The organism is Nitrobacter vulgaris, assembly GCF_031453995.1.
GTDB classification, from domain to species: Bacteria; Pseudomonadota; Alphaproteobacteria; order Rhizobiales; family Xanthobacteraceae; genus Nitrobacter; species Nitrobacter vulgaris.
Map to the genome: position 1 here is coordinate 15,832 of NZ_JAVDPZ010000027.1, position 24,931 is coordinate 40,762.

Consider the following 24,931-nt stretch of genomic DNA (forward strand, 5'->3'; position numbering starts at 1 on the left):
ATGCGATGGGCAGGATAGTCCGTCCGCCGCCGTTTTGTGGTGCGCCTTGCGGTGGCTTTAAGCCCTCCCGCCTTCCGTGTTGACTTGCAAGACCGGCTTGATCGCCGGCTGCCCCATATCCAGATCAGGTGTAATGTGTGTGGTGGCCGATGATACCAGCCAATGTTTCGAATCCGAAGTTTGCTACGGAAGGCTGTGCCGTGAGGCGAGTTTCGGATTTGAAAGGATGCGCACCCCGGATAGAGTTTCGGGACGATACCAGGAGTAGCAGGGAGAAGGACGGGTATGACGGTTTCCACGGAACGCGCGGTCCTTGCCGGCGGCTGCTTCTGGGGTATGCAGGCTTTGTTGCGGCGGTATCCCGGCGTGATTTCGACCCGGGTTGGCTACACTGGTGGCGACGTGCCGAATGCCACATATCGCAACCACGGCGATCATGCCGAGGCTATCGAAATAAACTTCGATCCGAAAGCGATCAGCTATCGGCAGCTGCTGGAGTTCTTTTTCCAGATTCATGATCCCAGCACGGAGGATCGTCAGGGTTACGATCAGGGCGCGAGCTACCGTTCGGCCATCTTCTACACGAGCGACGAGCAGAAGCGGATCGCGGAAGAAACCATCGCCGATGTCGATGCGTCCGGTCTTTGGCCTGGCTATGTTGTCACCGAGGTTGAGCCGGCCGGACCGTTCTGGGAAGCCGAGGCCGAGCATCAGGATTATCTGGAGCGTTTTCCGAACGGCTACACCTGCCATTTCATCCGGCCGAACTGGAAGCTGCCGCACAGGCAGGAGACCGGTCAGGCTATGGCCGGCGGAGACCGCCGAGGGTGAAAACGTCCGGTTTGCGGCGGGTCTCATGCGGCGGTGGCGTCCAGCGCCACGAGCCGCTCGGCTTCGGCAAGATCGTCGGTGGTATTGATATTGAAGAACGGATCGAACGGCGCGGTCGGCCATGAAACCGCGGCAAGCCGGTAGCGTGCGGTCCAGCGATCGACCTTTCTGACGCCTTCGGATATCAGCGCCTGACGCAGTTCGTCGCGCAGCCTCACATTCCACAGTCCGATCACCGGATGCGCCCGCTCGTCCGAAACGGCGACCGCAAGTTCGGCATCTTGTTCGCCCCGCGCGTCATGCAGCCGGGCCACCAGATCGCGTGGCAGGAACGGGCAATCGCCCGGTGTGCTCACGATCCATTGGATGCCCGATCGCTGCTCCGCTGCCCAGTCGAGAGCGGCAAGGATTCCGGCAAGCGGCCCGGGAAAATCCGCCACGCTATCGGCGACCACTGGCAGGCCGAACGCCGCAAACCGAGCGGGATTACCATTGGCGTTAAGGATGAGACCGCAGCATTGGGGTGCTAGTCGCGTGATGACGCGGTTCAGGATGGTCTGTCCGCCGATTTCGCGCATCGGCTTGTCGCCGCCCCCGATGCGCCGCGCAAGCCCGCCGGCGAGAATGACAGCGGGAGTCGGCGGAAAATCTAAGGGAGAGGCTGCGTCGGTACTGGTCATGGGGCATCCGGTGCACATGACAATAGGACGTGATTAGCCGGAAAACATCCCCCGAAACGGAACAGGATTGGAGCCAATGTAAGACGGACGTGCATTCCCCTGGTTGACGGTCGCATCGGGATTCGCCATGTTTGTCCCATGCTGATATCAAAACTCGATCTGACCGGGCTGAAGTGCCCGATGCCAGCGCTCAAGACCCGTAAGGCGTTGAAATCGTTGACGCCGGGCGAACGGCTGGAGGTGCATTGCACCGACCCGCTGTCGGTGATCGATATTCCGAACCTGATCCGGGAGACCGGCGATTCCGTGGAAATCACCGAACGCGCGGAAAGACGGATCGTTTTCCTCATCAAAAAAGCGGGAGCGTCCTCCTCGCTGGAGGACCGCTTCGGATCGTTGTCGCTGCGGTCCTTGTGCCCCTATACTAAGTAACGGCCATTCGGCCGCCCAGCCGACGGGCCAGACGGTTCGGCCCGCGACGAACATTGGCAAAGATCTATTGGCGCCCGTCGCTCCCGCGTACGCGGCGGATCATCTGTTCGACATGCGGGATTGGCGTTTCCGGCTGAATGCCGTGGCCGAGGTTGAAAATCAGCCGGCCAGCGGCAAAATTCGTCAGCACGTCATCGACCGCGCGATCGAGCGCCGCACCACCGGCGATCAGCACCAACGGATCGAGATTGCCCTGAACGGCGACGCGGCTCTGGACCTTGTCCCGGATCAATGACGGCTCTGCGGCCCAGTCGATGCTGACAGCGTCGACGCCGGTCGTCTCGATATAGGATGGCAATAGAGCGCCGGCGCCGCGGGGAAAGCCGATAATCTTTGCGTCCGGAACTTGCTTGCGTACCCCTGCGACAATGCGTTTGGTGGGTTCGATCGACCACCGCGCGAATTCGCGCGGCGGCAGCACCCCCGCCCAGGTGTCGAAAATTTGCAGCGCATCCGCGCCGGCCTTGAGCTGGCCGAGCAGATAATGGATCGAGTTATCGACGATAGCATCGATGATTTTTGCGAAGACGTCGGGGTGGCGATAGGCCATCATCCGCGCCGGCGCCTGATCGGACGTGCCCTGTCCGGCGACCATGTAGGTCGCGACCGTCCACGGTGCGCCACAGAAACCGATCAGCGCTGTTTTTGAATCGAGCTCGCGCTTGACGCGCCGCATCGCCTCGAACACCGGCTCGAGTTTCGTCATGTCGGCTTCGTGCGAAAGCGTTGCGACCTTGTCCGGCGTATCCAGCGGATCGAGGCGTGGGCCTTCGCCCACCTCGAAGCGCACCGAACGCCCGAGCGCGTAGGGAATGACGAGAATGTCGGAGAAGATGATCGCCGCGTCGAATGCGAAGCGCCGGATTGGCTGCAACGTCACTTCGGCCGCGAATTCCGGCGTGAAGCAAAGATCGAGAAAGCCGCCGGCTTTGGCGCGCAGCTCGCGATATTCCGGCAGGTAGCGGCCCGCCTGCCGCATCATCCAGATCGGCGGCACGGCCTGACGGCGGCCCGAAAGCACTTCGAGAAATGGCTTGATGGTCGAATTCTGGTCCAAGGCGTGTTCCGTGAGTGGGTTGTGTTTCCGGGGTCTGATACACGACCGGCAGGGTCTTGGCCACGGCAGCCGCAACCCTTCGGCTTGCGGCGATCTCAGCCATGCAGTTTCGTAGCCGTCTCGGCGATCATCCTGCCTTGATAGCGCGCGCCTGCGAGTTCGTTCGCGCTCGGCTGGCGGCTGCCATCGCCGTCCGCGATGGTGGTCGCGCCGTAGGGCGCGCCACCAGTAACCTCCTTGACGCCCATCTGGCCTGCGAAGCCGTAATTGAGACCCACGATCGTCATGCCGAAGTGCAGAAGATTGGTGATGATCGAAAACAGCGTGGTTTCCTGGCCGCCATGCTGGGTCGCGCTCGACGAGAATGCGCCGCCGACCTTGCCGTGCAACGCGCCCTTGGCCCACAGGCCGCCAGCCTGATCGAGAAAGCTCGCCATCTGCGATGACATCCGTCCGAACCGCGTACCGGTGCCGACGACAATCGCGTCATAATTGATGAGGTCATCGATCCTCGCCAGCGGCGCGGCCTGATCGAGCTTGAAGTGTTTTGCCTTCGCAATGGCTTCGGGCACGAGTTCGGGCACCCGCTTGACATCGACGGTGGCTCCAGCCTCCCGGGCACCGTCCGCGACGGCGTTTGCCATCGCCTCGATATGCCCATAGGCGGAATAGTAAAGAACGAGAACTTTTGCCATTTCGGGTCTCCGCGTTTGAGGGAAGATGCGCGGCGATCAAGCCGCGCATCCGCGTTCGCTGCGTTGGGTGGACGGCTTCAAGCCGCGTCGACCAGCACCACCTCGGAATCCTCTAGCGCGGTGATGTTCACGGTCGCTTCGTCGCGAATGGCGGCGCCATCGCGGGCGTTGACGCGCACACCGTTGACGTCGACGGCGCCCACCGCAGGGACGAGATACAGATTGCGTGTTCTGTCCGCAGGATAGCTTGTGCTCTCACCGGCCTTCAGCGTGGTGGCGAGCACGCGCGCATCGGCGCGGATCGGCAGCGCGTCGCTGTCGGCCTTAAATCCGCTAGCGAGCGTGACCAAGCTGCCTGAGCGATCGCCTTTCGGAAAAGGCTTTGCACCCCAGGCGGGCTCGCCGCCATCCTTCGTTGGCTCGATCCAGATCTGGAACAGCGTGGTTCTCACCGGCTCCAGATTGTATTCGGAGTGCCGCACGCCGGAGCCCGCACTCATCACCTGCACGTCGCCCGCTTCGGTGCGGCCCCGGTTGCCCATGCTGTCCTGATGGGTGATCGCACCTTCGCGAACGTAAGTGATGATCTCCATGTTGGCGTGGGGATGGGGCGGAAATCCGCTGTTCGGCTCGATCTCGTCGTCGTTCCATACGCGCAGGCTGCCGTGCCCCACGTTCTTGGGATCATAGTAGCTGGCGAACGAGAAGTGGTGCTTGGCCTTCAGCCAGCCGTGATCGGCGCCGCCGAGTTTGTTGAAGGGTCTGAGTTCGATCATGAGCTGTCCTTTCCAATTATCCGTGTGACCATCGGGCCTTGCGGCTCCCATTGTCGCGCTGCCGACCGGCCTTGCTCGAGGATTGGAGTATGCTTTCCGGATGAGTATATAAATAGAAACTACTGAAACTCATTGTTTCTAAAAAATACCCATGGTGGGCAGGGCGGTGTGATGGCGAGACTTCCGGATTTCGAGGCGCTGGCGATCTTCGCCAAGGTTGTCGAGCTGCGGTCCTTCGCTGGTGCGGCGGCCGATCTGGGCCTGTCGAAAGCGACGGTTTCCAAGGCCGTCAGTCGGCTTGAAGAGCGGCTCGGCGCCCGCCTTTTCAACAGGACATCGCGCCGTCTGGCGCTGACGGATGCCGGCAAGAATCTGTCGGAACGCGCCGCGCGGCTGCTCGCAGATGGTGAAGCGGCCGAGAGCGAGGCGCTGGCACGATCAACAGTGCCGCGCGGTCTGGTGCGATTGGCGGTGCCCATGACGTTCGGCGTCAAAGTGATCGCACCGCTGCTGCCTGGCTTCCTTGAGATGTATCCCGAGGTTTCGGTGGATCTTCATTTCAGCGACGCGATGGTCGATCTGATCGGGGAGGGGTTCGACTTGGGCGTGCGGATTGCCAGCTTGCCCGATTCGTCACTGCTAGCGCGGCGGCTCTGTCCGATGCCGCGTCATACCGTTGCGTCGCCGGCCTATCTCAAGGCGCACGGCAGGCCGACGCATCCGATGCATCTCGCTCAGCATCGCTGCTTCGGCTACGCCTATCTGTCGACGCCCGGAATCTGGCGCCACGTCAATGCGCGCGGCGAAGAGGCAACCGTGCGGCCATCCGGTCAACTGCGCGTCAATAACGGCGAGGCGTTGCTGCCTGCAGTCATCGCCGGACTCGGAATCGCCGACCTGCCGGAATTCATTGTCGGCGATGCCATTGCCGCGAAGAAGGTCGAAGTCCTTCTGAAGGACTGGAAGCAGGTGGAGGGGGCGGTTCATCTGGTGATGCCGCCGGGCGGGCCGCGGCCGGCGCGTGTCGATGTGTTGGTCGATTATCTTGCCGATCAACTCGCCCGTCCAAAACGACGCAAGGGAAGTGCGTCTCGTCGCGCGACATAACATAGCGGAGAGTGCTGTGCAGCGACCGAGCGCAAGACGCATTCGACAAAGTCACGCTACCCCCATTTTATCGCCTGAAACGAACCTTTCTGTCGCCTCAAAGGTTTGAGGAGGTCTCGGCGTGTGAAGCATTGGACGAGGTGACACATGCTCAGGCACGGAGTTGTCCTGTTTTCCGGAATTCTGGCGGGCTGCATCGCGGCCGCTGCGCACGCGGAAGAATATCGCGGCACGTTCGCTCAAAGGATGGCCTGCACGCCGGACGTCTTCAAGTTATGCCGCAGCGAGATTCCCGACGTTGGCCGTATTGTCGCCTGCCTGCGGCAGAATCAATCTCAGCTCGCTGGGCCGTGCCGCGCGGTGTTCGAGTCCAATGCCGAGGCGACCGGCGATGATATCGCGGCAAGAGCAACTGGAGGTGTGGTGAAGGCAGGCAGTCACCAATAGTTACTGGCCGTGCTGACAGACGCCGACCATACGCGCCACTTCAGGCCACGGGAACGAAGGCCGGACGTTGACGACTGTTGCGTGCGAATTTCCGGGTGGTCATCGGCTTGCCGAACAGAAAACCCTGGATGAAATCGACGCCGATGCCGTGCATCGCCAGGAAATCGTCGCGGGTCTCGACGCCCTCAGCCACCGTCTTGACGCCATGGCTCTTGGCCAGGTCGACGATCTGGCGGCAGACAGAACGCTTGAGCCGCGCGGAAGAGCTGCCGTCCACGAATTTACGATCGAGCTTGATCTCAGCGAATGGAAATTCGTTCAGCGCGGCCAGTGCCGGCCATTCCGTGCCAACATCATCGATCGACAGGCCAATGTTGTGAAACCGCAGCCGATGCGCAGCCTCTACCGCTAGCGGTAAATTCTGCACGACTTCGCTGCCATCAACCTCCACGGTCAGGCCGTCGAAGGCCGGATGATTCGGGAACTGCATGCGCAGGACTTCGACGGCATTGGCGTCCGTGAAGAAGGCAAGGGGCAGGTTGATGGAGATATGGATGCTCCCCGACTTGGCGACGAGATAGCGCCAGTCCTGGAAAACCCGGCCAATGACGAAGTCGGACAGCGCGCGGAAGTGTGGATCATCCGCATCGGGAATGAAATGGCTTGGCGGCACGATCCCCCAGTTCGGGTGGCGCATCCGGATCAGTGCTTCAGCGCCGCCCAGCGAAAGGCTTCGCGCGTTGATCTTGGGTTGATACCAGAGTTCGAGCCAGCCGGCGCCGAGCGCCTCGGCCACATCGACCGGTGGTGATGGGGGTTCGGCCGGCACCAGGGCGGCGACCCGTGCGTGCAGGTCCTTGTCGCTGAAAGGCGTCGGCAGGACTGGCAGCAGGTCGAGCGCCAAATTTTTTCCGAGCTCGCAGGCTGCCTTGACGGCAGGCGCATCCGGCCGGCCGATCAGCAGCACACTTGCGGCGCAGGCACGCACCGCGAGCAGGTTCAAGATGTCCGAAACCGCCAGGCCGTTCATCGAGAAGCTGATGACAATGGCGTCGGGGAAATCAGAACGTAACGAAGTATCGAGGTCGTCCAGCGTTGCGCAGGCATGCGGAATGAAACCCTGTTCTTCGAGGGCTTCGCTGAGCAGGGATCGCACGTGATGCTTGCTTTCGACAATGCAGGCGCGGGGTTTCATCCTTCGCTTGCCGAAAGGCGTTTCCGCGATTTGGCTGTCCTGCTTGGCTGTGTCGGTCATATTTGAGCCCCCCTCGCTGGCGGCCAAAGTGAGACTTTGTGTATGGCCGCACGAGGGATCGTTCCGGCTATGCACCGGAGAATGTCCGCGCATCGTTAACCTTGATAAAGCAATTCAAGATTGAATCGACGGGAACCTGCTGCTGCGAAGGTGTTGGTGGACTCAAGTCATGTTTCGCAGGAAGGCCGCCACCGCGATCGCCAATGCGGCGATTGCCGCCGCGGCGAAAATCAGTTGCCAAAGGCGCTGCCGCCTCGTTTTGTCCCGGTCCTGGAATGCCAGCCAGTCCCGGACAAATTCCGGCGGGATATCGTATACGACCGCCGGCCTCCTACTTCGATGTATTTCATGATCGGCGAACATGGTCCTGACCGTGGACACTCCCAGCCACTCCAGTTCGCAATGCCACTGCCAAGCGCGCTCGCCGTTAGTCCATCTGTTTTCAAAGGGAAGTCGGTGCGATTTCATAACGGACCTCCAAACATGTGTCCGTCGCCATCTGGCTCTCGCGATGTTCCTTGTCTTCGCTACGGCCATCGGCGCGCGCTTGAAGATGTTACTGCCGAGAAAGTTCTCCGTCCAATCTGTTTTTGCGGCTGCTTGGCTACCCCGTCTCGCACACGCCTAGCTTACGCTTGTGTGGGGGCCTGACATGAAAATAGGATCAGGACGCTGGAAATTCACATGCAGGTGGTTGTTTGGATTGACAGTCCCCGGCACGATGGCCTAGAACCGCGCGTCCCGAGCGGTTTGTCCGCGAGCCTTGCGTTTGCTGTTTTCGGCCTTCGTACACGGACTTTGAAAGATCAGGAACGTTTCCATGAAGGTCCGTAATTCATTGAAATCCCTACGCTCCCGTCATCGCGACAACCGTCTGGTTCGTCGCAAGGGCAGGGTTTACGTGATCAACAAGACACAACGGCGTTTCAAGGCTCGTCAGGGTTGATTCACACACATTCCGTTACGGCACGTCGTCCGTAAGTCGTTATCACAGCTCGTTGATGCCCCGGCTTTGCCGGGGTTTATTGTGTCTATAGCGTCCTACGTTGGGGAAAACATCTCGATCGTCCTCACGCCTGGCTTGATCGCGAAGAAGGTCGAGCCCTTCAGCATGACGCCGGAGTGGGATCGATCCGTGGATCGGGGAACCGCTGTAGTGTAGGCTTGACAAGCTCACGCGATTTCCGGAGCTTGTGAATGCAACAGAGAATCTCCGCGATCGGTTGTGTCCTAACGATGCTTGTCCTCGCTGGGGCTCTGGTGCCGGCCGACGCGTCCGCTCAAGCCCCACCGCGCAGCTCTCCGCAGGCCACGCCGCCTGAGGCCACTCGGCCAAGCGATCTGCCGCGGCCGCCATCGAGGCTGCCGAAAAGCCCGAAAGAAACGGCTCGCGGGCTCGATTTCCTGCTGGGAGCTCTCAAGGCCGCGCCGGACCAGGAGAGCGCCAGACATGTGGAAGCCCAAATCCTGGCGCTGTGGAGTCAGTCTTCAAGCGACACGACGTTGCTTTTGATGCAACGCGTGAAAACGGCGACGGACGCCAAACAACTCGACGTCGCGCTCAAGCTGCTCGACGCGGTTCTGAAGCTGCATCCCGAGTATATTGAGGGATGGTGCCGGCGTGCGACCCTGCACTACATGCGCAACGACTATCAGCGTGCGCTTGAGGATATCGAGCAGGTACTGAGCCGCGAGCCGCGCCACTTCGGAGCGCTTGCAGGTCTCGGTGTGGTCATGCAAGAGCGCGGTGACGACAAGCGCGCGCTTGACGCCTTCCGGAAGGCGCTCGCGATCAATCCCTATCTCGAGAGAGTGCAGGAACTGGTCAAGAGCCTGACTGAGAAGGTCGAAGGGCGCGATATCTGATCGCCGGGGCGGAAACCCGGGGCGTTTCGCTACGCTCCAGCGCCGGATTTAAACCAAGATCGTCATTGACGATCGCCCGATCGCCCGATCGCCCGATCGACTAACAGTGCAAGTATGAAGGGCAGCGGTGAGGAAGGCCACTAATGCAGCGTATTGCCTTCGCGGACTGCCGCATAAAGCCGTTGCAGTTCATCCTCAAGTTTCTCGTTAATCATCAGGAGCGCCATCAGCGCGCCGCGCATGTCGCCGTCGCATGACGCCACGATCTCATCTATAACGGCTTCGCCTGCCTCAAAACTCATCTGATTCCACTCCGGTTGAAGTCGTCCCACTTTCCACCAAGAACGTGAATAATTTCTGCAGGCCGATTCGCGTTCCTGTGGATTATGAGGATAAGGGACGAGGTCGAGGTAAGCCGTTTCAATCCTGGCCGATCACGCCAGAATACAAAATCCGGGCACGCGTCCTAAAATTGCAACTGTAGATACTCTACGCGACGCTCCTGCAAGTCCGGAGGTCGACCAAGCCCGGAGGTCGACAGCTTACCGCGCCCGCGCCCTCACAGCATTCCAAGCGCGTGCATATAGGTTTCCAGGATTGTTTCCTGCTCCTGACGCTCGTTGGCGTCCTGCTTGCGCATTCTCACGATCGTTCGTAGCGCCTTGACGTCATATCCGTTGCCCTTGGCCTCGGCGTAGACGTCGCGAATGTCGTCGGAAATGGTCTTTTTTTCTTCTTCCAGCCGCTCGATGCGCTCGATGATGGCCCTGAGCTGGTCCTTCGCGAATCTGGTCGCGGGTTCTTCCGTGGCGGCGACAGCGATGGCCATCCTGTTACTCCTGATATGAACGATGACTGCTATGAAAGGTGACGTTGGGACTGTGAGCTCGGATACGCCGGTCACCTGTCACATTTGAATGAAACTCGACACTCCCGAGCGGCGTGCTCGGCGTCAAGGCGACATCGCGCTCATCCACAGCGACCCACAGGCCGCTCGCCAACGAATCAGTGACTGCCCGGGTTCTTCTTCATCGCTGCGAGTTGCTCCGGTGTTGCCTCGCCCTGATGTTTTGCCTTCCAGGTCTCGTAGGGCATGCCGTACACCGCCTCACGGCTTTCGTCCTTGGTCATGACAGCGCCATTTGCGTCAGCGGCGTCCTTGAGCCAGTTTGACAGGCAGTTACGGCAGAAACCGGCCAGATTCATCAATTCGATATTCTGAACGTCACTACGGGACTGTAGATGCTTGACCAGCCGACGGAATACCGCAGCTTCCAGTTCGGTTCTCGTTCTGTCATCAATGGTCATGCACTGATCTCGCCATAGCCTGTCTGAGTTGAATTGAGCGTGTCACGGGTTTTACCATATCGCGGCGCAAATAGGAGTTCATAGGCCGGAAAATGAGCACCTTGACGTGAAAAGCCAGCTCAAACCGTTGACAGGCGCGGCAGGTCACGCGAAATCACGGCGAAACGATTTGCCCGGCTAATGACCACATCAGACCACCCCCTCTTTCCCACGTTCTCGCCGCGCGCGAGTATCGCGGGCTTCTTGCCTGCCCTCGGCATCCTCGTCGTCTGTCTGTGGTCGGCGCCCGCAGCTGCAGACTTTCGGCTCTGCAATAATACCTCCAGCCGCGTCGGCATCGCCCTTGGCTACAAGGACGCGGATGGCTGGACCACCGAGGGCTGGTGGAATGTTTCATCGCATGCTTGCGAGACGCTGCTGCGAGGCACGCTCATCGCACGTTATTATTATATTTATGCTCTAGATTACGACCACGGCGGCGAATGGTCGGGACAGGCTTTCATGTGCTCGCGCGATAAAGAATTCACAATCAAAGGCACCGACAATTGTCTCGCCAGAGGCTTCGACCGTACCGGCTTCTTCGAGATAGATACCGGAGATCAGCGTGCGTGGACCGTACAATTGACGGAGTCCGGCGAACATGGGCCACAGCGCGTGCCTGGGTTGCCACAAGGTGAAATGCCGGGCGCGCCCGATTCCACGGGCGGAACGTCTCCGGGCGCGTCGGGACTGACGCCAGGCGCATTGCCCGGACGCAAGCCATGAGACGCTTACGCCGGATCAAGATACTCGCCACCCTTGGGCCTGCCTCATCCGAGAGCACGATGGTGCGCCGCCTGTTCGAGGCTGGAGCGGACGTTTTCCGCATCAACATGAGCCACACCACGCATGACAAGATGCGCGAGCTGGTGGCCACGATCCGCAACGTCGAAGGCAGCTACGGTCGTCCGATCGGTATTCTGGTCGATCTTCAGGGACCCAAGCTCCGGCTCGGCTCATTCGCGGACGGCCCGATCCAGTTGAGCAACGGCGAAACCTTCGTTCTGGATTCCGACAGCAGTCCCGGAGACAGAACCCGGGTTCATCTGCCGCATCCCGAAATCCTGGCGGCGCTGCGACCCGGTCACACCTTGCTGCTCGACGACGGCAAGGTCCGCCTGATCGCCGAGGAAACTTCGCCCGAGCGCGCAGTGACACGCGTCGTCGTCGGCGGCAGGATGTCCGACCGAAAGGGAGTGAGCCTGCCCGATACCGATTTGCCGGTGTCGGCGATGACCCCCAAGGACCGCTCCGATCTCGATGCGGCGCTGGAAGCTGGCGTTGACTGGATTGCATTGTCCTTCGTGCAGCGAGCAGACGATGTTGCCGAAGCCAAGAAGGTGATCCGCGGCCGTGCGTCAGTGATGGCCAAGATCGAAAAACCGCAAGCGATCGACCGGCTGCCTGAAATCATCGAAATGGCTGATGCGTTGATGGTCGCGCGCGGCGACCTCGGCGTCGAATTGCCGCTCGAGCAGGTTCCCAGCCTGCAAAAGCAGATGACGCGGATGGCGCGCCGTGCCGGCAAGCCAGTGGTGATCGCGACGCAGATGCTGGAATCGATGATCCTGTCGCCGGTGCCCACCCGCGCCGAAGTCTCCGACGTCGCCACGGCGGTTTACGAAGGCGCTGATGCCATCATGCTGTCCGCCGAGTCCGCGGCCGGAAAATATCCCATCGAAGCCATCGCGACCATGAACCGGATCGGCGAAGAGGTGGAACGCGACCCGATCTATCGGGGCGTGCTCAACGCGCAGCGCCCCGAGCCGGAGCCTACCGTTGGCGATGCCATCGCTGACGCCGCCCGGCAGATCGCAGAGACGCTCGATCTCTCCGCGATCATATGCTGGACCAGTTCGGGCTCGACAGCGCTGCGTATGGCGCGCGAGCGCCCGAAGCCGCCGGTGGTCGCAATTACCCCGAACCTTGCGACGGGGCGTAAGCTGGCCGTGGCGTGGGGCGTACATTGCGTGGTGGCGGAAGACGCTCACGACCAAGAAGACATGGTCGACCGGGCTGGCTCTATCGCTTTCCGCGACGGATTCGCCAAGGCAGGCCAGCGCATCATCATCGTGGCCGGCGTGCCGCTCGGCACGCCGGGCGCGACGAACATGGTCCGTATCGCCTTCGTCGGTCCGAACGGCGAAACGGGTGTTTAGAGCATGATTGCCTCACGTTGAGGCAGATCCTGCGTTGACGAAGTAGTTGGCGCTGGGGTGGCGGTCAGCAAGGTGACAACGTGCGCTTCCATGTGGCTTCGACGATTGGTTCAGCTGCTTTTCGGAGCGATGGGCTCAGCCTACCAAAGACCTGCTCGACCGGATTGGGAACGGGACTGTAGGGCGGCAGGAAGAACAGCCTGGGGCTGGCCGCTCGGATCGCGCGGCCTTATGGCATTTCCGCTATGACTGTAGAGGTTGACGACGATGTCGCCGAGCTTAAGCGTAGCCCCAAACAGAGGTGCGTGCGAGGGATCTAGGGTTGCGCGCTGTCATTTCCGGACAAGTTTGAGCCGCGGGCCTAGCGTTGCGAGGCCGCTCGCACCACGAGCGCGGTCGTGGTCAACTTGGCAACGGCCGATCCGGTAAATCGGTCGCAGACCAGACCCATCTGCGAATCGTCTGAGAAAGCCATTGCGATCATTCGGTCCGGCTTATCAAAATAGACCTGCATCAAAGTCATGTCCTGCTCGCCCATGACCGTCGCCAACATTGTGCGGCTCGCGCTCGGGGCAAGGATCATCGCACGCATCCATGCGTCGCTGTCGCGTGCAGTCGCCCGTGCTAAACGGCGGGATATCGATACGCTGGACTTTTGGCCTTGAACGCTTTTGGCCACGACGGTCGTCACGCTGTCCACCGCCATCGGGTTACGCGCGGGGAGGGTCGCTGGCCGGATGGGCGGGATCGATGCCGTCGCCGCGACTATTCGCGCGCGGCGGACGTCATTCTCTGACGCATAGGCCAGCGCTTGTAAGGCATCAGAGACATTGTCGGTCGGCTGCTGGTCGGCTGCGGAGACCGCCTGCCGCGCGCTGACGGCGGCTAAAACCTGCTTTGGCGTGACCTGCTTCGAGGCCGACGGAATTTCATCCCAGAACCCGCGGGAATTGATGATGTCGGCGGGGGTCTGAGGTTTGCCGTCCGCCGCATGTTTGGCGGGCGGCGGCGCCGGAATTAACTGTACGTCGGCGGAGGCTAATTTGAAGGCCCCGGGTTTCGGCCGCGGCACCGGGACTGCTGAGGCTGTGGGTGCCGCGGAGGCGATTGGCTGATCTGGTTCCGCCGCCGGGGTGCCGTCAGATTCGTCATCTTCGTCGGCCGACTTGCCGCGGAACAGCGCCATCAGGAAATTCGATGGCTTGCTGTTCGCGGTACCCCCTTCACCCGCCTGCCGGCGCTTTTCGATGTCAGCCATCGCCATCTGATAGCCCGGTAGGGGATTGCCGTCCGAGGGAACGTGTACGGTGCGGCCGTTCGGGAAGACACGCACTAGCTGATCGTGGGTCATGCGCGGCCAGTGTCGCACATGTCCGGTATCGAGATGAACGAATGGCGAACCAGATTTGGGATAGAACCCGACGCCGCCGCGCTGGAGGCGCAGTCCGGCGAACCGGATTTTTTCGAGCGACACGCCGGGAACGAAGAAGTCCATCGCGTGCCCCAGCATGTGCTGGCTGAATCGCGCGACGCCGCTGTCCTTGGAGCGGCGGCGAAGCATGGCGTTGGTGCCCGGAGAGCGGTAGGCCGAGACGATGTTGATCGGCTGCCTGGCGTCGACGTCGCGATAGACCTCCCAGAGGATATCGAAGAGATGGCGATCCATGGTGGTCTGCTCCTGGCTGCGCCAGTCGCGGAGAAAGTGATTGAGCTGTTTCAGGGCGCCTTCGTCATAGCGGCCGTCGCGCTTGAAGGTGATGGTCAGGTCTTCGTTGGAATGGGTGTGATGAAAGGACAGCGTGCGCGTTTCATTCAGCGCCGTGGCATCATGCACCGATCCAGCACCTGCAAGCAAAAGAAGCGACGACAGGCCGATGCGGAAGCCCGTCCGTGAAATCGACAACGATTTCAAGCCGCGTGCAAAACCAGAAAGCACGTATGAGCCCACCCGGAAGACGATCAAGTCGGAAAGCCCTTCCACGAAAACCCCATGTGAAAGGGCCTAAGCCAAGTCGTAGGGCAGGACGGTTAACGCCGATTTACCTTACCCTTCCTGCTCTAAAGATTAATTAGCTCGCTGACTGTGGCAAAAAAGAGCCATGTCATCGAGAAGGGGTGGATAGTGGTTAACGTTAAAAGGGCGCCATCAGGTGATGACGCCCTTGTTTTTAATCAAGTAATCCGCTTTCGAGGGCTCGCGAAAGGCGAGTTAGCGCCCGTATATCCGCCGGCGACGGTCGTCCATCTGCGGAGGCGGGGTCTGGACACCGAACAGCCGCTCGAAGAACGATGGGCCGCTGTTGTCGAAACCACCACCAAACCCGCGGTTTTCATTGAAGGCCACGCCTTGCTGCGGAATATTCCCCCTGGGACGGGAATAACTCGGCTGGGCATGAGCGATGACCGTTTCGAGATCGCGCCCATTGGAGTTTTGAAGCAGTGCCAGAATCTTGGCATCTCGGCCGTAGACATCTGCGCGAAGTTGCAGTTTGCCGGCATGGTCCACAAACGCGGTCTGATAGGTGATGTGCACCGGAATCGGAGTCGGGAACTTGATGTCAAACTCGTTCCGGCCATACATACTCCGGACTTTTTCCGGCGTGTAATGCTCTTGCGGAAGGGCGATGTTGAGTAACGTAGCGGCGTATTGGTCGGGGTTCTGAACCCGCATGCAGCCGTGGCTGAAGGCGCGCGTTTCTTTTGCAAACAGGTGTTTGTCCGGCGTATCGTGCTGGTACACCAGAAACTTGTTTGGAAAATTGAAGCGGATGCGGCCTAGCGCATTGCGTTCGCCTGGCGGCTGCGAAATGTGAATTCCGCCGCTGCGATCACGCTCCAGCTTGAGACCCATGCGCTCCAGCACGGTTGGATCCTGCTGCAAGGCGGGAAGGTATTCCTTGTAGATGATCGAAGGCGGCACGTTCCATGTCGGGTTGACGGTGATGTACTTCATCGTCTCCGTCAGAAGGGGCGTGGCATGGACTCCCGGCTTGCCCACGACGACGCGGGTGGTCCAGATCGGCGCACCATGCTGCATCACCATGAGCGAATAATCCGGGATATTCAGGATGGCATAGGCGTCGCCCAGCGATGGAACTCCAAGCTCGCGCGGTAACCAGCGCCAGCGCTCCATGTTGACGATGATGTTGTCGATCTGGCGATCCCGTTTCGGGCTGTTGATAGCCTTGACCGTCCGCTCGTCAAGCACGCCAGTCGCCTTGAGATCAGCATTCGCCTGAAATTTTCGGACGGCGGCCGCAACCTTCGCGTCATAATGCGTGTCATTGGCGTTTTCGGTCACGCCGAGTTTCGCGCGCAGTATTGGCACGCGGGGATCTTCCATCACCACGGCGGGGTGCTTCTTGCCACGCTCCGGCGTGTATTTAAGTGCAGGGCCGTCCGCGATCCGTGTGACAGGGCCATTGCCCACGCCACGCAACTCGGCCAGTTTCTGTTTCAACTCATGATAAAGCTTATGCGGTGGGTTGTAGCTGTCGAGCGCTGCGGAGGAATCCTTGGCGGTGGTGACGTTCGTCAAAACCTGCTCGGGATCGACAGGGTGCTCGGGATACTGGATATCAGCGCTGACCTGCGACCAGTGCATTCGGCCGCTCTGGGCCTGACGGGCGTAGTCCATCATGCTCGCGGTCAGCTTAAGGTCGGCTTCTGCCAGCTGGTCGGGCGATGACGCCGCAGTAAAGTTGGGCACCGGATAATCGGCAGGATTGAGGCCGTCGGCCGCAGCGTCCCTGAGACGCGCAATCACACCCTTAGCCTGCGCATTCAGTGTGCCGCCCTCGGTCCATAGTGGCGCATAGCTCCGCGCCGTGTAGAATTTCTCGATAGCTGCCCGCTCGGCCTTGCGGTCAAAGAATTTTGTCGCCTCCGTATCGAGCAATGCGTGCAGCTTTTCGGCTGCCGGCTGATCCGCAGGCGGGACATTGTTCGCGGCCTTCACTGGTTCGCTCGGCTGATCGGTGACCATCGCGGCGCCGGTCTCCGCGTGAGGCGGCGTGGCCGCGGGGGTGATCGTCGCGGTGGCGTCCTTCTTCGGCTCATCCTTCGTCGCTTCGTTCGTCTTGATGCCGTCTGACGGAGCCGCAGTGACATCGTCCGGTTTGGCGGCAGTAGTCTTGGGCTCATCAAGCTTCGTTTCTGTGGTCTCGGGGTTTGGGCCCGGCTGGACGCTCGAGGGCTTCGCATCGGAAGACGCGGTTACGTTCGCAGTTGTGTCAGAGTGCGAGGTGGCCGTGTCGGCTGCCGTTGAATCGGCAGGCTTCGGATCGGTTGCGCGCGTCTCGGTCTTTTGATCGCCGGGCTTCGACTCGCGGACCACCGGTGGTGCAGGCTGCACATCATCCGCCTTGAAATCGGCTACTGTGGGCGGCGGAACGTTGGCTGGCTCTGGCGTTGGAATCGCTGCGTCGATTGCGAGCTCGGAGGCGCTCTTTTTTGCGACATCCACCTGGGTAAATGCGGCCGAGGTCGAAACTGCTAAAAAGGTGGCTGCAAGCACTGTCAGGATCCGATCGAATCCTGTCCGGTTAGTCGGGTAGTCTCGCATTACTCGCACCCTCGGGTGAAACTGTCCCCACGGAACAATCTGGTGAATTTTTGTCCTGTGTCCGTCGAGGCTTTGTTTGGCCTTCACGACACCCGGATGCTGCTACTCGCACGCCTGATTCGGGCAGCCAACGCCGCAAACCGCGATTCACGGCAAACTGACCTCAAAAAAACATCCTTGGCAACGCGATGTGTTGTTTTGACGCGTATTTTCCGTTGGTCTGTCACTACGCCGCAACGGTTCAGTTGCCCGCGCGCACTCTCGCGTGATCAGGTTCGAATGCGCGCGCCGAACTTACCTAAAACGCACTTGAGCTCGTTACTGTTCCTCTTCGGCGACGATGCCATTTTTCGCAGCGATGTCATCGAGCTTGCGGTAAAGCGTGGATCGTCCGATTTTCAATCGGCGCGCCACTTCGGACATTTGTCCGCGGTAATGCGAGATTGCGAAGCGAATAATGTCGGCTTCCAACTCCTCGAGTGGGCGTACTTCGCCGTCTTGAGTGAACAATGGCAGGCTGCCGGGATCTGGCGTAGGCGCAAGGGGTATGTCGTTACCGTTTACGACGTTCGATGCTGTTCGCGGCGAAACCGGCTCCATGATCAGCGGCTCGCCAGCTTCGGCGTACGTATCCGGGTGAATGTCCGTAGCGGGTTGCAAACCGGTTGACGGAAAATCCGACAGGCCAAGATGCGGGCCCTCGCTCATGACGACCGCGCGGTAAACAGCGTTTTCGAGTTGGCGGATGTTGCCGGGCCAGTTGAGCTGCGACAGCCCCGCCATCGCCTCGCCGCTGATGCCGTTGATCGTTCGGTGTTCCTCGGCGCAGAAGCGCGCCAGAAAGTGCCGCAGCAGGTTCGGGATATCGTCGCGCCGCATCCGAAGCGGAGGGATCGTCAGCGGCAGCACGTGCAGGCGATAGAACAGGTCTTCCCTGAACTGTCCGGCCTTGACGCGATCCAGCAGCCGCCGATTGGTGGCCGAGATAATGCGGACATCGACCTTGACCGGTTTGCGGCCGCCGACCGCTTCGACCGCGCCTTCCTGCAGCGCGCGCAATAGTTTTACTTGCGCGGCTAACGGCAACTCGCTCACTTCATCGAGAAACAGCGTGCCGCCGGAAGCCTCGACGAATTTGCCGGTGTGGCGCTCGGTCGCGCCGGTGAATGATCCCTTTTCGTGACCGAACAGGATCGACTCCACGAGGTTGTCTGGGATCGCGCCGCAGTTCACCGCGACAAACGGCTTGGCGCTGCGGTCACTGGTGCCGTGGATGGCGCGTGCGAATAGCTCCTTACCGACACCGGATTCGCCTTCGATCAGCACCGGGATCGACGAGCCTGCTGCCTTTTTCGCGGCCTTCATCACGTTGGCCATGGTCTCGCTGCGGGTGATGATGTCGGCGAAGGTGAGACGGCCTTCACGGCTGTGACGGACGCGCTGCAATTCGTTCTTCAGTGCGCTGGCGTTGAGCGCATTGCGCAAGCTGACCTGAAGACGCTCGATGCCGACCGGCTTTACGACGAAGTCATGTGCGCCGGCACGCATGGCCGAAACCACATTGTCGATGCCCCCATGTGCGGTCTGGACAATGACGGGGATGGCGAGGCCGGCCTCGCGGATTTCCGCGAGCACGCCCATGCCGTCGAGGCCGGGCATCACGAGGTCGAGGACAAGAGCATCGACCACCGGTCCGTCGCTCGCCGTCATTACGGCGACGGCGGCGTCGCCGCTTTCGACCACCATCGTTTCATAGCCGCACCGCCGCACCATGTTCTCGACGAGACGACGCTGCACCGCGTCATCGTCGGCGATCAAAATCGTGGCAGTCATGGCATTCCCCGCGCACTACAACTATTTGTACCGAATCGAGGCACACTGGCGGACGGTGATTAATTCGCTCTTAAGGTTTGCCGCCGTGCCATCATGATGGCGTAACTGCTCTCCCGTTGATCGGTATTCATAGAGAAAGTCTGGATCGATAATGGCTGCGCGTACTTCCTCCGCCTCACGCAAATCCGCTACTGCTCGTAAACCCGCTTCCCACCGCAAGCCGGCCAAAAAAGCGGTTGCCGTGAAATCGGGAGGTCTGCCGGAATGGAATCTCGCGGATCTCTATTTCGGGATTGATGCGCCAGAGGTCGCGCGCGATCTCGACAGGATCGATGCTGAATGCAAGGCGTTCGAGGCAGACTACAAGGGCAAGCTCGCGACGGAAACGTCGAGCCCTGAAGGCGGTGTATGGCTTGCGGGAGCCGTGCGACGCTATGAGGCGATTGACGATCTCGCGGGCCGGCTCGGTTCCTTCGCAGGCTTGATACACGCCGGCGACAGCGTCGATCCCGCGATCTCGAAATTCTATGGCGACGTCTCGGAGCGTCTGACGGCTGCGTCGCTGCATCTGCTATTTTTCTCGCTGGAGCTCAACCGTATCGACGACGAAGTGATCGAGCGCGCCATGCAGGCGCCGGAGCTCGGGCATTATCGCCCCTGGATCGAGGATAGTCGCAAAGACAAGCCGTACCAGCTTGAGGATCGGCTCGAGCAGCTCTTTCATGAGAAGTCGCAGACCGGCTACTCGGCATGGAACAGGTTATTCGACCAGACGATTGCAGGGTTACGATTCAAGATCGGGAACAAGGAGTTCGCGATCGAACCGACGCTGAACCTGTTGCAGGATCGCTCGCCGGAGAAGCGGAAAGCGGCCGCTCAGGCGCTGGCGAAGACGTTCAAGACCAACGAGCGAACCTTCGCGCTCATCACCAACACGCTCTCCAAGGATAAGGACATTTCCGACCGCTGGCGCGGCTTTCACGACGTTGCCGATTCGCGCCACCTGAACAACCGCGTCGAGCGCGAGGTGGTGGATGCGCTGGTGGCCTCGGTGCGCGCGGCCTATCCGCGGTTGTCGCATCGCTATTATGCGTTGAAGGCGCGTTGGTTCAAAAAGAAGAAGCTCGCCCATTGGGACCGCAACGCGCCGCTGCCGTTCGCCGCCACCGGTGTTATCCCCTGGACCGATGCGCGCAAGATGGTTTTGACCGCCTATGGCGAATTTTCGCCAGAGATGGCCGGCATTGCCGAGCGATTCTTTACCGACCGGTGGATCGACGCGCCTGTGCGCCCCGGCAAGGCGCCGGGAGCGTTTTCGCATCCGACCACGCCGTCGGCGCATCCCTACGTGCTGATGAACTACCAGGGCAAGCCGCGCGATGTGATGACGCTGGCGCATGAGTTGGGGCACGGCGTGCATCAGGTACTGGCTGCGAAGAACGGCGCGCTGATGGCGCCGACGCCGCTGACGCTTGCGGAAACCGCGTCAGTCTTTGGCGAGATGCTGACCTTCAAGCGCCTGCTGTCGCAGACCAAGAACGCGAAGCAACGGCAGGCGCTGCTCGCCGGCAAGGTCGAGGACATGATCAACACCGTGGTGCGCCAGATCGCGTTCTACAACTTTGAGCGCGCGGTTCATACCGAGCGTAAGAGCGGCGAACTCACCGCAGAGCGCATCGGTCAGCTCTGGCTTGGCGTACAGGGCGAGAGCCTCGGTCCCGCGATCGAAATCAAGCCGGGGTACGAGACCTTCTGGATGTACGTTCCTCACTTCATTCATTCGCCGTTCTATGTCTATGCCTACGCGTTCGGCGATTGCCTCGTTAACTCGCTCTATGCAGTGTATGAACACGCGTCCGATGGTTTCGCCGAGCGCTATCTGGCGATGCTCGCAGCCGGCGGCACCAAGCACTATTCCGAACTGCTGAGGCCGTTCGGGCTCGACGCCAGGGATCCACAATTTTGGGATGGCGGATTATCGGTGATAGCCGGCATGATCGATGAGCTTGAGAGGATGGGATAGGTCGGCCCATCGGCCGCTGCGCTGCGCGGCAAAATGGCGCAGCCTTGTCTCAGAAGCCGGTACCGAGCTGAATTACAATCGCAGCGTGTATTTTCTGGCGGGAAGTGGATTCTTTAGGGCGCGAACGACCCACCGCGACAGATGCGTAAGGCAACCGGAAGGGAGGTCTGGTTCCGGACAGGCGGGGTGCTGCCCCTTTATCCGTTGAAATCATCAGGCGAAGGGCGGGCCGTAAGCCAGGAAAACTTGGCTTCCGGCGAGTTCGAGGGGCCGGATTTGTAGATTTTATACATAAAGGTGCGATGACTTCGCCAAGGTGACCGCCGCACCGTTGCTCTGTCCCTCTGATTGCGCTAATTCCTCCATCGCAAGATCAACCCTGGCTGGAGACTTGACGTGTCAGATCATAACGAAATCGTTTACTCGACGGCGGACGGCATGGATTACCCGGCGCACGAGGGAACATATAAGGCTTTCATCAAGATTGGGACGATCGGCACCGCGGCCGTGATCACCATTGTCTCGTTGATGGCGATTTTCCTCACCTGATTGTCCGGTCGACCTTTCTGACCGTTCTGGATTTCCATTGCTAGCAACGTGGCTGGTGCTTTAGTCGTGCGTGGCCGTTGGCTGCGGGGGGCATCATGAAGATTGCGATTGCGAAGGAAATCGATGAGTCGGAGCCGCGGGTTGCCGCGTCACCCGATACAGTGAAGAAGTTCAAGGCGCTCGGCGCGGATGTCGCAATCGAGCCGGGCGCCGGAACTAAATCGGGTGTGCCGGATTCGGACTTCACCGCCGCGGGAGCGGTGGTAAGTACCGATGCCGTGAAAGATGCCGACCTTATTGTTAAGGTGAGGCGGCCCGAGGCATCCGAGCTGGCGCGCTACAAGCGTGGCGCTCTGGTGATCGCGATCATGGATCCCTACGGCAACGAGGCTGCACTAAAAAAGATCGCGGACGCCGGCGTGTCGGCTTTCGCAATGGAGCTGATGCCGCGTATCACACGCGCCCAGGTGATGGATGTGCTGTCCAGCCAGGCAAATCTGGCCGGCTATCGGGCCGTCATCGAGGCCGCCGAGGCGTTCGGCCGCGCATTTCCAATGATGATGACGGCCGCCGGCACCGTGCCTGCTGCGAAGGTATTCGTCATGGGCGTCGGCGTTGCTGGCCTTCAGGCGATCGCCACCGCGCGCCGTCTCGGCGCCGTGGTCACCGCGACCGACGTGCGTCCCGCCACCAAGGAGCAAGTGGAAAGCCTCGGCGCCAAATTTCTCGCCGTAGAGGACGAGGAGTTCAAGAACGCGCAGACCGCTGGCGGCTATGCCAAGGAAATGTCGAAAGAGTATCAGGCTAAGCAGGCGGCGCTAACCACTGAACATATCAAGAAGCAGGACATCATCATCACGACGGCGTTGATTCCCGGACGCCCGGCGCCGAGACTCGTGACCGCGGAGATGGTGCGCTCGATGAAGCCGGGCTCGGTGCTGGTCGATCTCGCGGTTGAGCGCGGCGGTAACATTGAGGGCGTCCAGGCGGGTAAGGTCGTCGATCTCAATGGTGTAAAGATCATCGGCTTTACCAACGTCGCTGGCCGCGTCGCCGCCTCGGCGTCCAGCCTGTACGCCCGCAACCTGTTTTCGTTCATAGAGACGCTGGTCGACAGGACGACCAAGGCGCTTGCGGTGAACTGGGACGACGAACTGGTCAAGGCCACCGCGCTGACCCGGAATGGCGCGATCATTCATCCGAACTTCCAGCCGAAAAGCGCATGATGATCATGAGCCCAGCCGGTCAGCGGATTGTTCCGGAGAACACGACGTGCGCGTTCATTTCCGGGTTTGCCATTCACGCATCTCGCACGCTCGGAAACGACGAATAGGAATGCCTCCATGGAACATGTCGTGCAGGCCGTCGATCCCTTTGTTTTTCGGCTGTCGATTTTCGTTCTAGCCGTATTCGTCGGCTATTTCGTGGTGTGGTCGGTGACGCCGGCGCTGCATACTCCGCTGATGTCGGTCACCAATGCGATCTCGTCGGTGATCGTGGTTGGCGCGCTGCTCGCCGTCGGCGTCGGCATGATTTCAGAAGGCTCGGGCTGGGCGCGGGCCTTCGGTTTCGTCGCTCTGGTTTTTGCCTGCGTGAATATCTTCGGCGGCTTTCTCGTCACCCAGCGAATGCTGGCGATGTACAAGAAGAAGCAGAAGTAGGCCGATCCGCGATGGGACGATTGTCGGCAAGCGAAGTCGTGATGATCGGGCGTGCGCTTGAAGCGCGTCTTCGTGCGGATGACCAGAATGTCCGCGTTCTATTGATAAGAAAAAGCCGGGATGCCCGACGCAAGACGGGGCATGACGGAATGCCCGGGAGATAGCAGACGCCATGAACGCCAATCTCTCCGCGCTTCTTTATCTCGTCGCCGGCGTTTTGTTCATCCTGTCGCTGCGGGGGTTGTCCAGTCCGGCGTCTAGTCGGAAAGGCAATTTTCTCGGCATGACCGGCATGGCGATCGCGGTTGCGACCACGCTCGCTGCGCATCCGCCCGCCGACGCCGTGGCTTGGGTGCTGGTGATCCTCGGTGTTGCGATCGGCGGCAGCATCGGCGCGGTGATCGCGCGCCGGGTGCCGATGACGTCGATGCCGGAACTAGTCGCGGCGTTCCACTCGCTGGTCGGCATGGCGGCGGTGCTGGTGGCCGCCGGCGCGTTCTATGCGCCCGAGGCTTTCGGAATCGGCACACCCGGCAACATCCATGCGCAGAGTCTGATCGAGATGTCGCTCGGCGTTGCCATCGGCGCATTGACATTCACCGGCTCGGTGATCGCGTTCTTGAAACTGTCGGGCCGCATGAGCGGCGCTCCGATTATCCTGCCGGCACGTCACATCATCAACATCGTGCTCGGACTCGCGCTGGCGTTCTTCATCGTCGGGCTGGTGATGTCCGGCAGCGCGCTCGATTTCTGGCTGATCGTGATTCTGGCGCTTCTGCTCGGCGCGCTCTTGATCATCCCAATCGGCGGCGCTGACATGCCGGTCGTGATTTCGATGCTGAACTCGTATTCCGGCTGGGCTGCGGCCGGCATCGGCTTCACGCTCGGTAACTCGGCGCTGATCATCACGGGCGCGCTGGTCGGCTCCTCTGGCGCGATCCTGTCCTACATCATGTGCCACGCCATGAACCGGTCGTTCATCTCGGTGATCCTGGGTGGCTTCGGCGGTGAGGCGGCGGCGGCCGGTGGCGGCAGCGGTGAACAGAAGCCAGCCAAGCTCGGCTCGGCGGATGACGCCGCCTTCATCATGAAGAACGCACAGAAGGTCATCATCGTGCCCGGCTACGGCATGGCGGTGGCGCAGGCGCAGCACGCGCTGCGCGAGATGGGCGACAACCTCAAGAAGGAGGGTGTCGAGGTGAAGTACGCGATTCATCCGGTGGCCGGCCGGATGCCCGGCCACATGAACGTGCTGCTGGCCGAGGCCAACGTGCCTTACGACGAGGTGTTCGAGCTCGAGGACATCAATTCGGAATTCGCGCAGGCCGACGTGGCCTTCGTCATCGGCGCCAACGACGTGACCAACCCCGCGGCGGAGGAGGACAAGTCTTCGCCGATCTATGGCATGCCGGTGTTGCAGGTCTGGAAAGCTGGCACGGTGATGTTCATCAAGCGCTCGCTGGCATCGGGCTATGCCGGCATCGATAATCCACTGTTCTATCGGGACAACACCATGATGCTGCTTGGCGACGCCAAGAAGATGACGGAGAATATCGTCAAGGGAATGTAATTCGGCGGTATTCAACAGT

25 protein-coding genes and 1 pseudogene are annotated in these 24,931 nt (G+C 60.7%); 13 read left to right on the forward strand and 13 right to left on the reverse strand.

Going from position 1 to position 24,931, the window contains the following annotated elements; all coding sequences use genetic code 11:
* Positions 1-285 precede the first annotated feature (285 nt).
* Positions 286-831 carry a peptide-methionine (S)-S-oxide reductase MsrA gene (gene msrA, locus GGQ85_RS15235; RefSeq protein WP_079446042.1) on the forward strand — a complete coding sequence of 182 codons (546 nt, stop codon included), beginning with the start codon at positions 286-288 and terminating at the stop codon, positions 829-831.
* A 23-nt stretch (positions 832-854) separates the two neighbouring features.
* Here msrA and mobA read toward each other — a convergent pair whose 3' ends face one another.
* Positions 855-1,511, reverse strand: coding sequence for a molybdenum cofactor guanylyltransferase MobA (gene mobA, locus GGQ85_RS15240; protein ID WP_309775216.1), 657 nt, complete (start codon positions 1,509-1,511; stop codon positions 855-857).
* A gap of 138 nt (positions 1,512-1,649) precedes the next feature.
* Between mobA and GGQ85_RS15245 the strand changes: the two genes are divergently transcribed.
* On the forward strand, positions 1,650-1,943 hold the full coding sequence (locus GGQ85_RS15245) for a sulfurtransferase TusA family protein (protein ID WP_009799148.1): 294 nt from the start codon (positions 1,650-1,652) through the stop codon (positions 1,941-1,943).
* 64 nt (positions 1,944-2,007) lie between these two features.
* On the opposite strand, the gene hemE is transcribed toward GGQ85_RS15245, so the two are convergent.
* The 3 genes from hemE to GGQ85_RS15260 form a co-directional block, all read right to left on the reverse strand.
* On the reverse strand, positions 2,008-2,985 hold the full coding sequence (hemE, locus tag GGQ85_RS15250; protein ID WP_374708902.1) for a uroporphyrinogen decarboxylase: 978 nt from the start codon (positions 2,983-2,985) through the stop codon (positions 2,008-2,010).
* 170 nt (positions 2,986-3,155) lie between these two features.
* Positions 3,156-3,755 carry an NAD(P)H:quinone oxidoreductase gene (gene wrbA / locus GGQ85_RS15255; RefSeq protein WP_309775218.1) on the reverse strand — a complete coding sequence of 200 codons (600 nt, stop codon included), beginning with the start codon at positions 3,753-3,755 and terminating at the stop codon, positions 3,156-3,158.
* Positions 3,756-3,832: 77 nt separating this feature from the next.
* Complete coding sequence (locus tag GGQ85_RS15260; protein WP_079446046.1) at positions 3,833-4,531, reverse strand: pirin family protein; 699 nt, start codon at positions 4,529-4,531, stop codon at positions 3,833-3,835.
* Between the two features lie 171 nt (positions 4,532-4,702).
* On the opposite strand from GGQ85_RS15260, the gene GGQ85_RS15265 reads away from it, so the two are divergent.
* Both GGQ85_RS15265 and GGQ85_RS15270 read left to right on the forward strand, forming a co-directional pair.
* Positions 4,703-5,638 (forward strand): LysR family transcriptional regulator, encoded by a 936-nt coding sequence (locus tag GGQ85_RS15265; RefSeq protein ID WP_309775219.1) that lies wholly within the window; start codon positions 4,703-4,705, stop codon positions 5,636-5,638.
* A 147-nt stretch (positions 5,639-5,785) separates the two neighbouring features.
* Positions 5,786-6,085, forward strand: coding sequence for a hypothetical protein (locus GGQ85_RS15270; RefSeq protein WP_309775220.1), 300 nt, complete (start codon positions 5,786-5,788; stop codon positions 6,083-6,085).
* A 40-nt stretch (positions 6,086-6,125) separates the two neighbouring features.
* On the opposite strand, the gene GGQ85_RS15275 is transcribed toward GGQ85_RS15270, so the two are convergent.
* Both GGQ85_RS15275 and GGQ85_RS15280 read right to left on the reverse strand, forming a co-directional pair.
* Positions 6,126-7,340 (reverse strand): EAL domain-containing response regulator, encoded by a 1,215-nt coding sequence (locus GGQ85_RS15275; RefSeq protein ID WP_309775222.1) that lies wholly within the window; start codon positions 7,338-7,340, stop codon positions 6,126-6,128.
* 162 nt (positions 7,341-7,502) lie between these two features.
* A complete protein-coding gene (locus tag GGQ85_RS15280; RefSeq protein ID WP_309775223.1) occupies positions 7,503-7,808 on the reverse strand; it encodes a hypothetical protein in 306 nt (101 codons plus the stop codon).
* 352 nt (positions 7,809-8,160) lie between these two features.
* On the opposite strand from GGQ85_RS15280, the gene ykgO reads away from it, so the two are divergent.
* Entirely contained in the window at positions 8,161-8,286 is a 126-nt protein-coding gene (gene ykgO, locus GGQ85_RS15285) for a type B 50S ribosomal protein L36 (RefSeq protein ID WP_011314284.1), read from the forward strand.
* A gap of 251 nt (positions 8,287-8,537) precedes the next feature.
* Complete coding sequence (locus tag GGQ85_RS15290) at positions 8,538-9,206, forward strand: tetratricopeptide repeat protein (RefSeq protein ID WP_309775224.1); 669 nt, start codon at positions 8,538-8,540, stop codon at positions 9,204-9,206.
* Between the two features lie 140 nt (positions 9,207-9,346).
* On the opposite strand, the gene GGQ85_RS15295 is transcribed toward GGQ85_RS15290, so the two are convergent.
* From GGQ85_RS15295 to GGQ85_RS15305, 3 genes are all read right to left on the reverse strand, one after another.
* Positions 9,347-9,508: a hypothetical protein gene (locus GGQ85_RS15295; protein ID WP_173815918.1), complete on the reverse strand. Its 162-nt coding sequence runs from the start codon at positions 9,506-9,508 to the stop codon at positions 9,347-9,349.
* A 257-nt stretch (positions 9,509-9,765) separates the two neighbouring features.
* On the reverse strand, positions 9,766-10,035 hold the full coding sequence (locus GGQ85_RS15300) for a DUF2312 domain-containing protein (RefSeq protein ID WP_079446052.1): 270 nt from the start codon (positions 10,033-10,035) through the stop codon (positions 9,766-9,768).
* A gap of 176 nt (positions 10,036-10,211) precedes the next feature.
* Positions 10,212-10,514: a DUF1244 domain-containing protein gene (locus tag GGQ85_RS15305; protein WP_309775225.1), complete on the reverse strand. Its 303-nt coding sequence runs from the start codon at positions 10,512-10,514 to the stop codon at positions 10,212-10,214.
* Between the two features lie 180 nt (positions 10,515-10,694).
* Between GGQ85_RS15305 and GGQ85_RS15310 the strand changes: the two genes are divergently transcribed.
* Together GGQ85_RS15310 and pyk are read left to right on the forward strand one after the other, a co-directional pair.
* The gene (locus GGQ85_RS15310; protein ID WP_309775226.1) at positions 10,695-11,279 is read left to right on the forward strand and encodes a DUF1036 domain-containing protein; all 585 of its coding nucleotides are present in this window, start codon (positions 10,695-10,697) and stop codon (positions 11,277-11,279) included.
* Complete coding sequence (gene pyk, locus GGQ85_RS15315) at positions 11,276-12,712, forward strand: pyruvate kinase (RefSeq protein WP_309775227.1); 1,437 nt, start codon at positions 11,276-11,278, stop codon at positions 12,710-12,712. Before GGQ85_RS15310 ends, pyk begins: the two co-directional genes overlap by 4 nt.
* 88 nt (positions 12,713-12,800) lie before the next feature.
* Here pyk and GGQ85_RS15320 read toward each other — a convergent pair.
* From GGQ85_RS15320 to GGQ85_RS15335, 4 genes and pseudogenes are all read right to left on the reverse strand, one after another.
* Positions 12,801-12,987: pseudogene (locus GGQ85_RS15320) on the reverse strand (transposase); the annotation flags it as partial.
* Positions 12,988-13,073: 86 nt separating this feature from the next.
* The gene (locus tag GGQ85_RS15325) at positions 13,074-14,648 is read right to left on the reverse strand and encodes a peptidoglycan L,D-endopeptidase MepK (RefSeq protein WP_309775248.1); all 1,575 of its coding nucleotides are present in this window, start codon (positions 14,646-14,648) and stop codon (positions 13,074-13,076) included.
* 273 nt (positions 14,649-14,921) lie between these two features.
* The gene (locus GGQ85_RS15330) at positions 14,922-17,228 is read right to left on the reverse strand and encodes a L,D-transpeptidase family protein (protein WP_510184774.1); all 2,307 of its coding nucleotides are present in this window, start codon (positions 17,226-17,228) and stop codon (positions 14,922-14,924) included.
* A gap of 366 nt (positions 17,229-17,594) precedes the next feature.
* Complete coding sequence (locus GGQ85_RS15335) at positions 17,595-19,109, reverse strand: sigma-54-dependent transcriptional regulator (protein WP_309775229.1); 1,515 nt, start codon at positions 19,107-19,109, stop codon at positions 17,595-17,597.
* 151 nt (positions 19,110-19,260) lie between these two features.
* Here GGQ85_RS15335 and GGQ85_RS15340 point away from each other — a divergent pair, with 151 nt between their 5' ends.
* The 5 genes from GGQ85_RS15340 to GGQ85_RS15360 all read left to right on the forward strand — a co-directional run bounded on the left by GGQ85_RS15340 (position 19,261) and on the right by GGQ85_RS15360 (position 24,912).
* On the forward strand, positions 19,261-21,132 hold the full coding sequence (locus GGQ85_RS15340) for a M3 family oligoendopeptidase (protein WP_309775230.1): 1,872 nt from the start codon (positions 19,261-19,263) through the stop codon (positions 21,130-21,132).
* Positions 21,133-21,528: 396 nt separating this feature from the next.
* Positions 21,529-21,681 (forward strand): aa3-type cytochrome c oxidase subunit IV, encoded by a 153-nt coding sequence (locus GGQ85_RS15345; protein ID WP_309775231.1) that lies wholly within the window; start codon positions 21,529-21,531, stop codon positions 21,679-21,681.
* A 95-nt stretch (positions 21,682-21,776) separates the two neighbouring features.
* Positions 21,777-22,907: a Re/Si-specific NAD(P)(+) transhydrogenase subunit alpha gene (locus GGQ85_RS15350; protein ID WP_309775232.1), complete on the forward strand. Its 1,131-nt coding sequence runs from the start codon at positions 21,777-21,779 to the stop codon at positions 22,905-22,907.
* 117 nt (positions 22,908-23,024) lie between these two features.
* Positions 23,025-23,342, forward strand: a complete 318-nt coding sequence (locus GGQ85_RS15355) for a proton-translocating transhydrogenase family protein (protein WP_011314297.1) — start codon at positions 23,025-23,027, stop codon at positions 23,340-23,342.
* 172 nt (positions 23,343-23,514) lie between these two features.
* The gene (locus GGQ85_RS15360; RefSeq protein ID WP_309775233.1) at positions 23,515-24,912 is read left to right on the forward strand and encodes an NAD(P)(+) transhydrogenase (Re/Si-specific) subunit beta; all 1,398 of its coding nucleotides are present in this window, start codon (positions 23,515-23,517) and stop codon (positions 24,910-24,912) included.
* The last annotated feature ends 19 nt before the right edge of the window (positions 24,913-24,931 follow it).